The 15,630-nt window shown below is 34.6% G+C and carries 11 protein-coding genes; 2 read left to right on the top strand and 9 right to left on the bottom strand.

The window, feature by feature from the left end; translation table 11 throughout:
- Positions 1 to 170: 170 nt before the first annotated feature.
- From xseB to BELBA_RS15300, 9 genes are all read right to left on the bottom strand, one after another.
- Complete coding sequence (gene xseB, locus BELBA_RS15340) at positions 171 to 362, bottom strand: exodeoxyribonuclease VII small subunit (RefSeq protein ID WP_014773596.1); 192 nt, start codon at positions 360 to 362, stop codon at positions 171 to 173.
- A complete protein-coding gene (xseA, locus tag BELBA_RS15335) occupies positions 352 to 1,668 on the bottom strand; it encodes an exodeoxyribonuclease VII large subunit (protein WP_014773595.1) in 1,317 nt (438 codons plus the stop codon). The genes xseB and xseA overlap by 11 nt, the downstream gene beginning before the upstream one ends.
- A 94-nt stretch (positions 1,669 to 1,762) precedes the next feature.
- On the bottom strand, positions 1,763 to 2,617 hold the full coding sequence (gene dapA / locus BELBA_RS15330; protein ID WP_014773594.1) for a 4-hydroxy-tetrahydrodipicolinate synthase: 855 nt from the start codon (positions 2,615 to 2,617) through the stop codon (positions 1,763 to 1,765).
- The gene (locus tag BELBA_RS15325) at positions 2,611 to 3,105 is read right to left on the bottom strand and encodes a DUF6913 domain-containing protein (protein ID WP_014773593.1); all 495 of its coding nucleotides are present in this window, start codon (positions 3,103 to 3,105) and stop codon (positions 2,611 to 2,613) included. The genes dapA and BELBA_RS15325 overlap by 7 nt, the downstream gene beginning before the upstream one ends.
- Positions 3,106 to 3,107: 2 nt before the next feature.
- On the bottom strand, positions 3,108 to 5,564 hold the full coding sequence (gene ligA, locus BELBA_RS15320) for an NAD-dependent DNA ligase LigA (protein ID WP_014773592.1): 2,457 nt from the start codon (positions 5,562 to 5,564) through the stop codon (positions 3,108 to 3,110).
- Positions 5,565 to 5,622: 58 nt separating this feature from the next.
- Positions 5,623 to 6,828 (bottom strand): GIY-YIG nuclease family protein, encoded by a 1,206-nt coding sequence (locus BELBA_RS15315; protein WP_014773591.1) that lies wholly within the window; start codon positions 6,826 to 6,828, stop codon positions 5,623 to 5,625.
- A complete protein-coding gene (locus BELBA_RS15310; RefSeq protein WP_014773590.1) occupies positions 6,818 to 8,776 on the bottom strand; it encodes a DEAD/DEAH box helicase in 1,959 nt (652 codons plus the stop codon). The genes BELBA_RS15315 and BELBA_RS15310 overlap by 11 nt, the downstream gene beginning before the upstream one ends.
- A 3-nt stretch (positions 8,777 to 8,779) precedes the next feature.
- Positions 8,780 to 9,823, bottom strand: coding sequence for a virulence RhuM family protein (locus tag BELBA_RS15305; protein WP_014773589.1), 1,044 nt, complete (start codon positions 9,821 to 9,823; stop codon positions 8,780 to 8,782).
- Positions 9,820 to 12,528, bottom strand: a complete 2,709-nt coding sequence (locus BELBA_RS15300; RefSeq protein WP_014773588.1) for a class I SAM-dependent DNA methyltransferase — start codon at positions 12,526 to 12,528, stop codon at positions 9,820 to 9,822. The genes BELBA_RS15305 and BELBA_RS15300 overlap by 4 nt, the downstream gene beginning before the upstream one ends.
- Positions 12,529 to 12,820: 292 nt before the next feature.
- Between BELBA_RS15300 and BELBA_RS15295 the strand changes: the two genes are divergently transcribed.
- On the top strand, positions 12,821 to 13,453 hold the full coding sequence (locus tag BELBA_RS15295; protein ID WP_041779713.1) for a TetR/AcrR family transcriptional regulator: 633 nt from the start codon (positions 12,821 to 12,823) through the stop codon (positions 13,451 to 13,453).
- Positions 13,454 to 13,504: 51 nt separating this feature from the next.
- Positions 13,505 to 15,565, top strand: coding sequence for a methionine--tRNA ligase (metG, locus tag BELBA_RS15290; RefSeq protein WP_014773586.1), 2,061 nt, complete (start codon positions 13,505 to 13,507; stop codon positions 15,563 to 15,565).
- Positions 15,566 to 15,630 lie beyond the last annotated feature (65 nt).

Raw genomic sequence — 15,630 nt, 5'->3', positions numbered from 1 at the left:
GAAAGTGCTTTTGAAGATTATTTCTATTTGCTTTCATTGCCACTAGCCAAGGAAACATGATTGATTTATTTCATTTAAAGCACTGATAATAAATGGACTAATAATGATTGTCCGCATGCACACCAAGATCTATATTGATCACAAATGAGCCTGCGGATAGTCATTTAAAACTAATCTTCAAAAGCTTCTTTGATTTCAGCTTCAGTCATTCGAAGTTTATTTCTGCAAAAACTAACAAGTTTTGCAGCTTCCTTGACCATTTCTGATAATTGATCGATGCCTTCTTCGCCGGCTTCTAGTTTATTTACGATTTCTTCTATTCTTGCCAGAGCTTTATCGTAACTCAAATTTTCATTTTCCATATTCTGAAATTTCTTGAATTGTACTTTTGATTTTTCTATTCTTTGATATAGTGACCATTTCCATTCCTACATTTACTTTAGTCGAATGAATTGGTTTCCCATCTATTTCAGATCTTGAATATCCTTTTTCAAAAATTGATAGAGGGTCAAGGTTCTTGATGGCTTTTTCCAAAGAATCTAAATTTTGATTTTCCTTCTGAATTGTACTTTTGAGATCTTTTTGCAAGCTTTCAGAAAGCTTCTCTAATTGAAAATGCTCCAACTTCACCTTATTCAAAGCTAAATTTTGAATTTGTTTTTCTTTTGTAGCAAATGACTGCTTTTCCAAACTGATTTTTTGAGAACTAAAATTCTTTAGTTTGGAGGTGAAATCACTTAGTATTCTATCTTCCCATAGTATTTTTTGGGAAACTTGTTTTTCGATTTTTTTGATAGAAGTTAAGAGTCCTTCTTCAAAACTCAAAAATCCAGAAAGTATAAATTCAGCCGCTGCAGTTGGAGTTTTGACCTTGGTATGTGCTACCAAATCCGCAATAGTTTCATCTCTTTCATGACCTATTCCTGTGAGAATTGCAATAGGAAATTTTGCAATGGCTAATGATAAATCATAATCATCAAAACAGTCCAAGTCCATTTGTGCCCCACCACCACGGATGATGATGACCATATCATATCCTGTTTTTTGGGCATCATCTTCTATTTGCTCAAGAGCTTTTATCATTGTTTTAGCAGCTTCAGAGCCTTGCAATGTCGCTGGGAAAAGTTTGAAATGCACTTGATAACCATATCGGTTGGATTGTAATTGTTCGACAAAATCTCCATATCCAGCAGCAGTTTGACTGCTTATAACCGCAACACGCTGCGGGACTGAAGGCAACTCAAAGCGCTTGTTGAGATCCATCATTCCTTCTTGTCTGAGTCTATCGATAATTTCCTGACGAATCCTTGCTCTTTCTCCTAAAGTATAATTTGGATCAATGTCTTTGATAGTCAAGCTGATTCCATAAAGTTCATGAAATGTTACTGTTGCAAGTGCCAGCACCTTCATGCCGGCTCTCAATTCTTTTCCAGTAATTGCTTGAAATCTTCCTGCAATAGTTCTAAAAGAATATTGCCAAATGTTTGCTCTGATTTTTGCTTTTACTTGATTACCATTCTTTTCTACCAACTCCAAATATGCATGGCCAGCAGCAGCCAGCTTTAGTTCTCCAATTTCTGCTATTACCCAATAACTTGGTGATAAGTTATTCTCAAGAGAATCTCGAATGATTTGATTGAGTTCTAAAAGTGAAATTGCCTGCTGCATGATAGAAATTTACTTAAAAAGAGTTTTTCTGCAATTCTAGAAGAATCAAGATATTCTATCTCGAATTTCAGAAGATTTTAATCTAGCGAATTGATTAAATCATTGCTGCTTTTATTTTTTTACTGAGATTTTCTGAAGCCTTTACTAATGGAAGCCTTACGGCATCACCACAAATATTCATTTCCTTTAACAAATATTTCAAACCAACTGGATTGCTTTCTTCATACATCAAAGGATTGATATCGAGTAAGCTAAAGGTTGCATTTCGGGATTCTTCTAAGCTACCATGGCAAATCGTTTTGAAAACTGAAGGATAGGCATTAGCTAAAACAGAAATCACACCTGATCCACCTATAGCGCGCAAAGCAGTGGTCAACATATCATCTCCAGAGATCAAGAGGAAATCTTTTGTCATTTGAGCTGCTATAGTCATGCACTGCTCTAAATTCCCGCTCGCTTCCTTCATCGCAATGATATTTGGATGATCCGCTAAGGTCAAAGTTGTAGCAGCTGTCATATTGGTCACCGTTCTCCCAGGAACATTGTATAACACTACTGGAACAGGACTTGCATCAGCGATGGCATAGTAGTGCGCAATGATTCCAGCTTGGGAAGGTTTGTTGTAATAAGGACAAACAGAAAGGATTGCATCGACACCACTGAAATCTGTTTGCTTGATTTCTCCCAATACTGCAGTCGTGTTGTTTCCTCCAAGTCCATAGACGATTGGCAATCTATTGGAATTGATTTTGATCGCAGCAGCCAAGACTTGTTTTTTCTCTTCTTTGGTCATCGTGGCTGATTCTCCAGTGGTGCCTTGCACTACCAAATAATCAGCACCACCTTCAATCACATGATTGATCAACTTTTCTAAACCAATGAAATCAATGCTGAAATCTTCATTCATTGGGGTGATCAACGCTACTCCTGTACCAAATAAGTTTAACATGCTGCTTTTATTTTTATCAAGTAATCCAATAAATTTTGGATATTTTCTTTAAGACTATTTTCTTTTTGATCTAACATCAAATCTAGAAATTCTTTGTTTTCAAGTGACCAAAATCCAACTCTCAATCCAGTTTTTGAATGGAGCAACAAATAAAGTAAATAAGGATTAAGGTTTAAAGAAGGTGTCAAAATAAAATCTACTTTTTTTTCTAAAAACCTTTTAATTCTTTCTTTTGGTTGACCAAATAGGTTGAAATCCTTGGAGGATATTCCAAATTCTTCGTCTTTTTTTGAGAAGTAATAAATGGAGATTTCTACCGATTCACCGAAGTTCACTGCAAGGCTTTCCTCACAGCTTTTTAATTCTTCTTCAGTATTTGCAATGATGGCAATAGATGAAATCTCATTTGGTATGATGATTTTATCCTGTTTTGTTTTTGAAATCTTTTGAAGGTGATTTTTGATAAAGTAACTTTTTATTAACTCCATATTTAGATTTCTTTTCCTACCATAATCATAAACTCTTCTTCTGAAATCAACTTCACACCAAGTTTCACTGCTTTTTCCTTTTTACTTGGCCCCATATCTTCACCTTCAATGATAAAGTCGATATTTTTAGATACAGATTTGATGTATTGACCTCCATTGCTTTCAATAAAATCTATAATTTCATCTCGTTTGAAATGGTTCAATTTTCCAGAAGCTAGAATTTTCATCCCTTCAAGTTTATTGCTTTCCAAAACTCGCTCTACTTCTTCGATTTCAAAATTTAAACCATGTGCTTTTAGCCTATCTATGATTGTGAGATTCTCTTTGTCTGCAAAGAATTCATGAAGACTATTCACCAAGGTCTCTCCAATTCCATTGATCTCAAGTAATTTTTCACTATTTGCATTCTTCAGAGTTTCTATATTTTTGAAAGCTTTTGCTAAAATTTGAGCTGTATTTTCTCCAATATTTCGAATTCCCAAAGCAAATAAAACCTTTTCAAAAGGCTGAGATTTAGAAACTTTGATTCCTTCCAGCATATTGCTAATCACGCCTTCCTGGAAAGTGTTGGATTTGAGTTTTTTGATTTTATCTTCTTGATCTTGAGTTAAATCAATATTTAATTCAAGCATGATACCATGAAGGGTACTTTTCCGAGAAGCTACTTCTTTCAATTTACTCATTCCTACCTGCTTTCCAATTAGAAGTGAAAGTACAATTGGAACAGGTAAATAATCTTCTATTTTGGGAAAAGGGTAGGATAGAAGCAAGTTCTCTAGAAGCTGAATGGTGCCTATATTTTGTGCAACTTTCTTTTTGCTTTCTCTGACAAAATCCTTGAAGCTTTTAAGGATTTCTCCAAGAGCTTTAGATTTGTTTTCATCGAGAAATTTGACAATTGAAGAAAGAGGAATTCCTTCTGTTAATGAAAACAATGCTTTATGAAGTGCAATGTATAGCATGCCTTCATCTGTTTTTTGATACTGATCTTGATTCAGTTCCAATCCCAACAGTGCATCTTTCTTCAATTCTAGTTCATATATATCTGCAAAGTCAATGATATACCCCTGATCGATCAGCGCACGAATTCTCTCTGTACCCAAAGAGTCTATATCCATTGCTCTTTTATGGACAAAATGCTCGATCCTTCCAAGAAGTTGTGGAGGGCAGCTCTGTGAATTTGGACAATAATGCTTGGCTTCGCTTTCTTTTCTTTCTAATAATGATCCGCATTCAGGACATGTAGAAATATATTGTATAGCTTTTGCATTACTTTTTCGCTTTTCAATTGCAACAGCAGTAATCTTTGGAATAATTTCTCCACCCTTTTCTACAAATACCGTGTCTCCTTCATGTAATCCTAATCGCTCAATCTCGTTTGCATTGTGGAGAGAGGCTCTTTTTACTGTAGTGCCTGCAAGTTGGACAGGTGTTAAATTTGCAACCGGAGTTATGGCACCAGTTCGACCAACTTGATAGGTAATAGAAAGTAGCTGACTTTCTGCACTCTCCGCTTGGTATTTGTAAGCGATAGCCCAACGAGGAATTTTAGCTGTAAACCCCAATTCAATTCTTTGTTCATAGCTATTGACTTTCAAAACCACACCATCTGTATCTAGCGGTAATTGGTGTCTTTTTTCTCTCCATTTTTCGATGAAAACCAAAACATCTTGAATCGATTTACATTTTTCATAAGTAGGAGAGACATTGAAGCCCCAATTTTCTAAAATAGTCATTGCCTGATCATGATGCTGAATCCCCTCATCATCTGTGATCAATTGATAGAAATAGCAGTTCAATCTCCTTTTGGCTACAACAGCACTATCTTGCATTTTAACTGTCCCAGAAGCAGCATTTCTAGGGTTTGCAAGAAGTGCTTCTCCATTGGCTAACCTTTCGGTATTGATTTTTTCGAATTCTTTTCTTGGGAGAAAAATTTCACCACGAACTTCAAATCTCTCAGGAATATTACTACCTAAAACGGACAAAGGTATATTCCTTATTGTTCTAATATTTTCTGTAACCACATCACCTCTTGTGCCATCACCTCTTGTTACAGCTCTTGATAACTTTCCATTTTCATAAACAAGACTGATGGCAACACCGTCAAATTTCAATTCACAGAAATACTCAAAATTTCTATGCTCAAGACCTTTGGCGACACGTTCATCAAATGCCAAAAGTTCTTCCTCTGAGTAGGTGTTGCCCAAGGAAAGCATGCGAGTTTCATGAACTGCAGTTTCAAACTCCTTAGTAATCGTACCACCGACACGCTGACTAGGACTATCTTCCTTCAAAAATTGAGGAAATTCAGTTTCCAAATGAATCAATTCTTCTAACAATTTATCAAATTCAAAATCTGATATTTCTGATTTATCTTCTTGATAATAGAGGTAATTATAATGATTGATTTGCTGAGTCAGTTCAGCGATCCTTGCTTCGGCCTGCGTTGGGGTCATTGCTTTTTGTTTAAAGGAAATCTTTGATGAAGTAATTTTAGCAAAAATTATTTTTGTGTTATTTCAATTTAATTTTTTTTGTCAAAGGGTCGTATTCGTAATGCACAATATTTTCATTTAAAATCAATTGGATTGTTTCTTCGATTATGTCAAAAGGAACAACAAACCATTCTCTCGGATTTAGTCTTTGTCCTTTTTCATTAAATAAATCAATATCTAAACAAGCATTGGCAAAAAATCTATGTAAAAGGCTTTCTAATTTGTCGGCGTTTCTGTTATAAACTTTATATGTCGCTACTTTCTGAACGTCTGCAAACAAATAGGTAGCTTCGTGCTTAGCATTTTTTATTCTTTCATCTACGGAATTACTTGCAAAACCAACTTTGTATAAGTCTTGAATATTTACAATTTGTGAGTTAGTTGATTTTGATTTTAATACATAAATCCAACCTGATTGTATATCTTCTTCCTTTACAAGCCCAGTATTCACAAACAAATCTTGTTCGATTTTCTCATAAGTATTGGTAATTAATTTTCCGTTTTTTTGAATTTGTTTGCCTAAAGAGCGATAGAGCATATTACTGTAAGTGCCATTTTCGAAAATGGTTCTTGTTCTACCTTCAACTCTTACTCTATTTCCTGATTTTTGCTCCCATTCTTCTTTTTTCAAATTCGCTGATTCCAAATAAAGTAGTATGCCATCCATTATATAAAAGTCACCAACATGCAAGTTTTTTTCAATGTTCGTAAATGGCAAAATCTTTCTTTTCCCTTCTTTAATTTCTTTATGAACTTTTTGAAACATCAATTCATATTTCTCAAACTCTTTTTCTTTTAATGGTTTACGTTGGGCAACAAAATCAGCCTCGGCTCTTTCCTCTGGCCTTGGTGTGTGATTGAATTTGAATATATCTAAATCACTCGATTCGTTTAGCTCTTTAAAATCTTTATCATCAAAAATATCTTCAATAGATGGCTTAGTTATTTTTACGTGACCTAATAAATTATGCCTGTCATAAGGCTTAAGGATTTGTTTTTGTTCTTCATTTTCTCTGAAATTTTTCAATGTACCAACCAATTGATATTCAGACATACTCGAACGTGATGGTTCTCTGCCATTCTTATCGATAAAAATGTTGATTTCTTCAAATTTATCAATTAATCTTTCCTTATCAGTTTTAACTAATGAAGTCTTTTTATTGTATTCAATTGAATTGAATTCAGGATCGTTAAAAACGTCATTTATGTTAAATTTACTGCTCATTTAAACTTCTTTTTCTTTGTAACTCTTTCAAAAATAGTATCGCTTCAGCCATTCGTTTCTCTTTTTGATCAAACGAATTAATATTTGGGAAATCTCCTGTTCGCTGTTTCCATTCTTTAGCTTTAGACCATTGAATTACAGCTTCTTCTTCGGTCATTTCAATTTTGGTTGATTGAATATGTTCGTCAATTAGTTTTAATACTTGAGTTGTAACCGATTTTGATAAGATTTCAAATGCTTTTTGAAATGGATTTATTCTATCTATAAGGTCAATATGGATGTTATCAATATTTACAAAACTGCCTGCCATTCTTATAAACTTCATGTCACCTTGTTCTTCAATGGTACTGTTTTTTATTACAGAATCGACTACTACATGTTGTCTAACAGCTTCTACATCATCATCACTTAAATCGGGATATATTTCTCGGATGATTTTAGGAATTAAAACTGTATTTATGACTTCTGGCTCAACATTGCCTGGCATAGCTTTAAGCATTTGAGGGTCTTGCAACAATTTTGCTTTTAAATCATTCAAATCTGTTTCAATGATGTCTTTAGCTCTTTGAGAAGTAGGTAATTTAAAACCTCTAATTTTAATTGTATTATCATCTTCTTCGTCTTCATCCTCTTCGTCTTTTTTTAATTTGAATTTGAAGTTTGGAGCCAAAACTTGTTCCATTAGTAAAGAAGCGGTTATGGCTTTTAGCATATTATTTACAGAAAGTTTTACATCATCATCTTGTGCATCCGGTTGAGCAATTAGGTTTGTGAATTGTGCGTGAATTTTATTATTGCTGTCTCGTGTAGCCCTACCGATTATCTGAATAATTTCCGTTAGCGAACCTCTGTAGCCAATGGTTAAAGCGTGTTGACAATAAGGCCAATCAAAGCCTTCTTTCGCCATTCCTAATGCAATGATTATATCAATATCGTCTACTGATTTTACTTCACGTAAATATGCACTTATTTTATCTCTTGATCTTGGGTTGTCGTTTACTAAATCTGCTACTTTCAAAATCTTGCCTGTTTTGTGGCTTTTAATATGCAAAACGCCTGTTTTTTCATCTTGGAACTCTAGCTCCCCCAAAACATCAATGATATGATTGACTTCTTCGTATTTTTCTTTTGAAGATTCAGCTGAGTTGACACTGGGTATGTGAATGATCGTTTTTTGGTTTTCATCTATGATTTCTGCCAATGCAGATATTCCTGTTTCAGGATTCTTTTTAAAATACCTACCTGTATAAAAATGATAGCCAATGCCCAATGATTTTAAATACTCGTAGCCGTTTAATTGTTGGTAATAAGAATAAGTTACTTTTGTAAATTTTGCTTCATCTTCCGGCATCAAAACAGGCACGTTATCTCCTCTAAAATAAGAGCCCGTCATAGCTACAATATGCGCGGTTGAGTTCTTCATAATGCTTTTTAGCACTTGCCCTAATATATTGTCGCCTTCTGCTGATACGTGGTGAAATTCATCAATAGCTACCAAAGTATCGTCCAACTTTTTTACACCCAAACCATCAAAAGCAAAACGTAATGTAGCGTGTGTACAAACCAAAATTTGTTCGTCAGATTCCAAAAAGTTTAAAAATGCCGTTACTTTACTCTTCTCTTCGCCTGGTGTACAGAGATTATATTTTGGATTTGGATTCCAATCGGCAAAAAAGCCATATTCCTTAAGTTCCGTTGCCCCAAAAGATGCTCCAATAGATTTTTCAGGAACGGCAACTATTACTTTTTTAATGCCTTGGTTTTTTAACTTATCTAAAGCAATAAACATTAATGCCCTTGATTTACCAGATGCTGGAGGTGCTTTTAGCAATAAATATTGTGCAGACCTGCCTTCATATGCCTTTTCTTGCATTTCCCGCATTCCTAAGGCATTTGTGCTTTTGCTTTTTCCTGTTTGTTTGTATGTTACGTGTACTAAATTTGGCATCTTTTAGTCTTTTTTAGGCGGAAGTTGATTTTTGATGATTTTATCAAAATCACTTTCAAATAATCTATCTTGTATAATTCTATACTTTTCAAATTCACTTTCTGAGTGAGCTTTGGCAATTTCAGCAGTTACTTTGCCTGCATTTTGTAATATCTCTCTGTCGGTAGCTGCTATAAATTTGTTTAAACGATTTTCCCAATCTTCCATAGTCATTGGGATTTGACGAATGGCCATATCTTCTGCAATATCTAAATATGCAGATACTAAACGTTGAAGCTGTTGCATTTCATTTTCGGACAAATAGTTTTTAGCTACGCTCACATCAAATTTTTGAATTTTACCTTTCGGAGCATCTTGCCAAGAGGTTAAGCCCATGTTGTCTTTTTGGTGGTCAGCTCTATTTACAATTATTTCTGCCGCTGTTTGTCCGTGTATTGCCCAATGCAGTTTATTTTGTACGGTTGCAAAAAAACGTTTGGTTGCATTTGCCGTAACATCATAATCAATGGCTGTACTGTAAATATCAGTGATTTTTTGATAAAATTTTCGTTCACTTAAGCGAATTTCCCTAATTCGTTGAAGTTGCTCATCAAAGTATTTTTTACCGAGAATAGTGCCGTCATTTTTTAGACGCTCATCATCCATAGCAAACCCTTTTATGGTAAACTCCTGTACAATTTGTGTTGCCCATTTTCTGAATTGTACGGCTCGTTCAGAATTTACTTTGTAACCTACCGCAATAATAGCTGATAGATTATAATGCTGTGTGTTGTAGTTTTTCCCATCAGAGGCAGTTATCCGGAATTTCCGGATAACTGAATCTTCTTGTAATTCATTGTCGTTAAATATTTTTTTAAGATGTTCGTTAACAGTTCTTACATTCACGCTGTAGAGCGTTCCCATCATTTTTTGCGATAGCCAAATGTTTTCATCAGCATAAATGGCTTCTACACCGCCTTCTCCTGTTGCTGCAATAAAGGTTAAATACTCGGCTGTGGAAGATCGAATAATTGATACATTATCTTTATTAACTTTCTTTTTACTCATTTCTTCTTCGTTTTTTTAACTTTTGCAAACAGCGTGTCCTTCTGCAACATCTCTTCATATTGCTTAAACAAATACTCCAAGCGTTCGGTATCGTTTTTAAAAGGTTGCAAGCGGTAACATTGCTCTATGGCAGTATCTAACTCTTGATGGGCTTGTAGCAAACCTTTGGGCATTGTGGTTGGATTGTATAATTGTGCCATTGTTTTGCTGGGGTGTTTGGCTCGCTCATCTAAAATGGCAAAAACATAGAGGTTTAAATTTTCCTTTTGTTTGGTGTTGATGTCTGGAAAGGGGAAAGTGTTATAGCAGAGTTTTGCCGAATAGCGATAATCTGTTTTTAATTTACCACCCACATTTCTAACCCAAACCATATGCATACGAGAGGTTACTACTCCGAATAGCCAAGGTTGAGCGTGGTAGATTGCCATTGCAGAGTCCGCAATAATTGTTTCTGAATCAAAAAAACCAATTGGGATATAATCTCTTGTTTCGGAAGTGTGTCTTGGTATCAATAAAGAATCTGAATTTTGATGCCTTATTTCTCCAAAAAGATTAGGGTTTTCCGCTAATATTTGAGTTGCTTTTCGATTACTATTAAGTCTGTGAATTTCAACTTTATCAATTCTTTTTGCAATTTCAGGTATTTTGTATGCTTCTTTTAATTGATCATTTTTAATCCAAAGACAAAACCTTTTATTACCTCTTATATATTCTGAACTTCCAAAAAATGGTTTAATGAATTTTTCTGAAGTTTGATTTTGATTTATTAGCTCTTCTTTTTCTTCTTCACTTAATAAAAGATAACCTCCATCATTAGCCATATTTCCAAAACTTATTTCAGGAAATTTTGAAAGTGGTTTACTTCTTCCTGTTACTATAATATTGGTTGCGTCTGTTAAATAAGGATTAATGTTTTTTGCTAATTTTTTAAAATTATCAATAAACAGATATTTTGGTTCATCACTTACATTTCTCAAAGCAAGAATAATTACCGTCACACCTGCATTACCTTTGGCGTTGTTAGTCCATTTAAATGATTGATAAGCAAAATCAATTTCAATCTTATCAGAAAGAATAGTAGGCCACATTAAAGCCACTTGTTCGCCTTGGCAGATTGAGTTAGTGGTAACAAAAGCACATTTAGCATTAAATTCTTTTATATAGTCCTTTGCTTTGAAGAACCAACAAGAGATATAATCCATATTGTTGTATCCATTCTTTCCATTGAATACAATTTTCATATCTTTTTTCTGTTCAGCATCTTGCAAACGAGCTCCTAAATAAGGTGGATTACCAATTACATACACTTCGTCCTTTTCGGTAATGGGGCATACTTCATTCCAATTTCTTCTCGTGGCATTCCCTTGTGTTATTTGTCCCGCTTCTTTTAAAGGCAGTATGGGTTTTGATTTTCCGTAATCAAACAAGCGTTCTTCAAATACTTTGTTCATTTGGTGTTCTGCCAACCAAAGCGAGAGTATTGCCATTTCGTGGGCAAAATCATCTATCTCAATACCGTAAAATTGAGAGAGTTGTATAGAAGTCCATTTGATGGTTGGGGCATTGCCTTCTAAATCGGTGATTTTTTCTAAAATCTTAATTTCTAATAAACGAATTTCCTTGTAAGTGATAATTAAGAAATTGCCACTACCACAAGCAGGGTCAAAGAATTTGATTTTTGAAATTCTTTTGATAAGTGATCTTAATTGGCTTATTGTGTTAGCATTTTCATAGGCTTCATATAATTCATCCAAAAACAAAGGCTTTATCAGTTTTTTTATGTTTTCTACAGAAGTGTAGTGCATTCCTAAATCACTTCTGTATTCAGGAATTACTACCGCCTGTATCATTGACCCAAAAATATCCGGGTTGATGTCTTTCCAATTTAAATCGCCAAGTTCAAGTAATGTCTTTCTTGCTTTGAAATTAAATACAGGTGAATTTATTTTTTGACCGAACAAGCCACCATTTACATAAGGGAATTTGGCTAAAAAGTCAGGCACTTCGGCAAGCTCAGTGTCCGCCTTATTTAGTCGGTCAAATAATTCATCTAAAAAAGTATGCGTATCTTTTCCGTTTTCTGCTGTATGTTGGGCTAAAGTGTTTGTAAAAATACTGTCTTGCTCAAATATCTCAGTATCCTCAGCAAAGAAGCAAAATAACAAACGAGATAGGAAAATATTAAGATTGTGTATGCTGGACTTTGAATTGTAAATCGTTGGGTTTTCTTCAATCAATAAATCATACAAAGAAGCCATTTTGTACGAAGCATTTCTGTCGGCTTCATTGTTGTTGGAGGCATTGTAAACTTCGCTACCTGCCAGTGGCAAAAAGAAATCAAAATAGTTAGGTAACTCAGTTAGTTTTATGTCTAAAGGAAGTTTATTTACTTTTAAATCCTTAGCCACTAATTGCTTATAATCAGTAACAATAATAAATCTAGGCTGATGCTTTAAAATCCTCTCTTCATTAGAAATTTTTTCAATACTACTTAACAGTTTGTCAGACTTTTCAACTTTAAAGAAAATTTTCTTTTTATAAAGTAGCTCTCCATCAACCTTTGATAAATTGTAATCCCCTTTTTTAAGTCGTGTTACAGATGTTTTAGAAATGCCGTAGGCAACCAATAATTCAAAGACAAATTCTTCTTTCGAGAAGTTATCAATTAGGTGCTGTACATTATATTTTATTTCGGTTGATTTCATTGAGTTTTTTTGTATTAAATTAACAAACTATTCTTTAGTTATAATTTTTAAAGCAATTTAGTATAAGTCCTCAAAATAAATTTGTTCAAGTAAAATAAAAGAATTTTTAATATTAAGGTCAATCGATAAATTTTTAATCTTTAAAATTGATTACTTATTCCTAGATGTTTTACGAAGCCTAAACAAATTAAGCTTTGCTTATGAAAGCACAAAGCTTTTGTGATAGACTAAGTTTGGAATTTGGGAAGGTAAATAAATCGGAATGTATATCTTTGCTCCCTATTCAAGAAAAATGAGTAAAAAAACCGATATAGAGTCAAAAATTTTAGATGTTTCTTATAAGCTGTTTTTGAAGCAAGGCTATAAGAATACTACTATGGATGATATTTCTCAAGAATTGGCGATGAGCAAAAAAACGCTCTACAAATATTTTCCGGGAAAATTAGAACTTCTAGCTGCTTCTTTTGAATTGCTTAAAAACAAGCTCTCTATTAAAGTGGAGTCTCTTTTCAAAAATAGACATATCTCTTTTACTGCAAAATTAAAATCCTTTTTATCCATTGTTGCTGCTGACTTAGCTCCAATCAATCCAGAATTGTTGGAAGATTTAAGAGATCATGCACCAGAAATTTGGATTGGTTTACAAGATTATGTAAGGGATTCGGCCTATTTGAGATTTCAAAAATTGATTGAAGAGGGGATTGAAAAGGGACAGGTGGCACCTAATATCAATAAAACAATGATTGTACTTGTATATGCCTCTGCCATTCAAAGCTTAATTGACCCTAAATTTCTCGCTCAATTCCCTTTGGAAATGCGTGAAAGAATGAATTTAAACACCTCTGAAATATTTGATCAAACGATTCAAATAATCTATCAAGGGATCTTGACGGAAGAGGCTAGAGAAGAATTCCAAAGGTCCTGATTATAGTTTCTTTTCTCCCAAATACTTTCCATAATTTCTATCTTTACAAATATGAATAACAAAGAATTTAAAAGATATACAGTTACTTCTGCACTTCCTTACGCCAATGGGCCACTTCATATTGGACATTTGGCGGGTTGCTATATACCATCTGATATTTATGTGAGATACCTTCGTTCACTTGGAAAAGATGTGGCCTACGTTTGTGGCTCAGATGAGCATGGCGTAGCGATTACAATCAAAGCTAAAAAGGAAGGAATTACTCCTCAAGAAGTCGTGGATAGATATCACGAGATGATGAAAGAGAGCTTTAAATCTTTTGGGATTAATTTTGATCACTATTCTAGAACTTCGGCACCGATACATCATGAGACTGCCTCGGGATTTTTCAAAGACCTGTATGACAAAGGCGAGTTTTTGGAGCAATCTACAGAGCAGTATTTCGATGAAGAAGCAGGACAATTTTTGGCAGACAGATATATAGAAGGAACATGTCCAAAATGTGGTCATGATGGTGCATATGGCGATCAATGTGAAAAATGTGGAAGCTCACTAAGCCCTACAGAATTGATTAATCCAAAATCAAAATTGAGTGGAAATACACCTGTATTAAAAGAGACTAAACATTGGTTTTTGGATTTGGCTAGATACACAAAGTTTCTGCAAAAATGGATTTTAGAAGATCATAAAGAAGATTGGAAAAATAATGTTTTGGGTCAATGTCGCTCTTGGCTAGAAGCAGGAGATGGCTTGCAAGCGCGATCGATGACTAGGGATTTGGACTGGGGAATCCCTGTGCCTGTGGAAGGAGCCGACGGGAAAGTGCTTTATGTTTGGTTTGATGCACCAATTGGCTACATTTCCACGACTAAAGAATGGGCAAATGAGAAAGGCATAGATTGGCAACCTTATTGGAAAGATAAGGATACCAAATTGGTTCATTTTATTGGAAAAGATAACATTGTGTTTCATTGTATCATTTTTCCAGCTATTCTTAAAACTCACGGAGAATACATTTTACCAGATAATGTTCCTGCCAATGAATTCTTGAATTTGGAGGGTGATAAAATTTCCACCTCTAGAAATTGGGCAGTTTGGCTACACGAATATTTAGAGGAATTTCCTGGCAAGCAAGATGTTTTGCGTTACGTATTGACTGCTAATGCACCAGAAACTAAGGATAATGACTTTACTTGGAAGGATTTCCAAGGAAGAAATAATTCAGAGTTGGTTGCTGTTTATGGTAATTTTGTGAATAGAGCGGTGGTCTTGACACATAAGTTTTTTGATGGAGTTGTTCCAGCGAAAAGTACACTTTCTCCTTACGATCAGGAGGTCTTGGATGCACTGAAGGCTTTTCCTGACAAAATCGCAGCTTCGATTGAGCGCTATAGATTCAGAGAAGCACTTTCGTATGTGATGGATTTCGCTAGATTGGGAAATAAATACTTAGCTGATACAGAACCTTGGAAAACTATCAAGGAAAATAAAGAACGCACGGGAACGATTTTGAATATTGCTTTAAATATTGGTTCAAATCTAGCAATAGTTGCGGAGCCATTCTTGCCATTTACTTCTGAGAAAATATTCGATATGTTCAATTTAAAAGGCTTAACATGGCGAAATTCAGGAGAGTTTGATCTGCTAATAGCAGGTGATCAGATCAATCCAGCTTCTTTGCTATTTGAGAAAATTGAAGATGATGTAGTAGAAGCGCAAGTAAATAAACTTTTGGAAGCCAAGAAGAAAAATGAAATGGATAATGCGGCAGTTGTACCCATGAAAGATATCATATCCTATGATGATTTTGCAAAATTAGACATGCGTGTGGTTAAAGTATTGACTGCTGAACCAATGCCCAAATCAAAGAAGCTTTTGAAGTTGACAGTTGATACTGGTTTAGGGATTAGAACTGTTTTGAGTGGTGTTGCTGAATATTTTAAACCTGAGGATTTGCTAGGAAAACAAGTGACTATGCTAATCAATCTGGCTCCTAGAAAAATGATGGGGATTGATTCGGAAGGGATGATTTTGATGGCAGAAGATAAAGATGGTAGTCTAAGACTTCTTGAACCAGGCGCCAGCACTGCCAATGGTTCTACAATTAGTTAAATGCTAGATTCACCTGGAAACAAAAAAAGATTGCTGAGAGATCAGCAATCTTTTTTTTTGATAGT

Source organism: Belliella baltica DSM 15883 (genome assembly GCF_000265405.1).
Lineage (GTDB): Bacteria > Bacteroidota > Bacteroidia > Cytophagales > Cyclobacteriaceae > Belliella > Belliella baltica.
The sequence above is the reverse complement of the archived record's forward strand: the minus strand, read 5'-3'. Positions and strand labels throughout refer to the sequence as shown.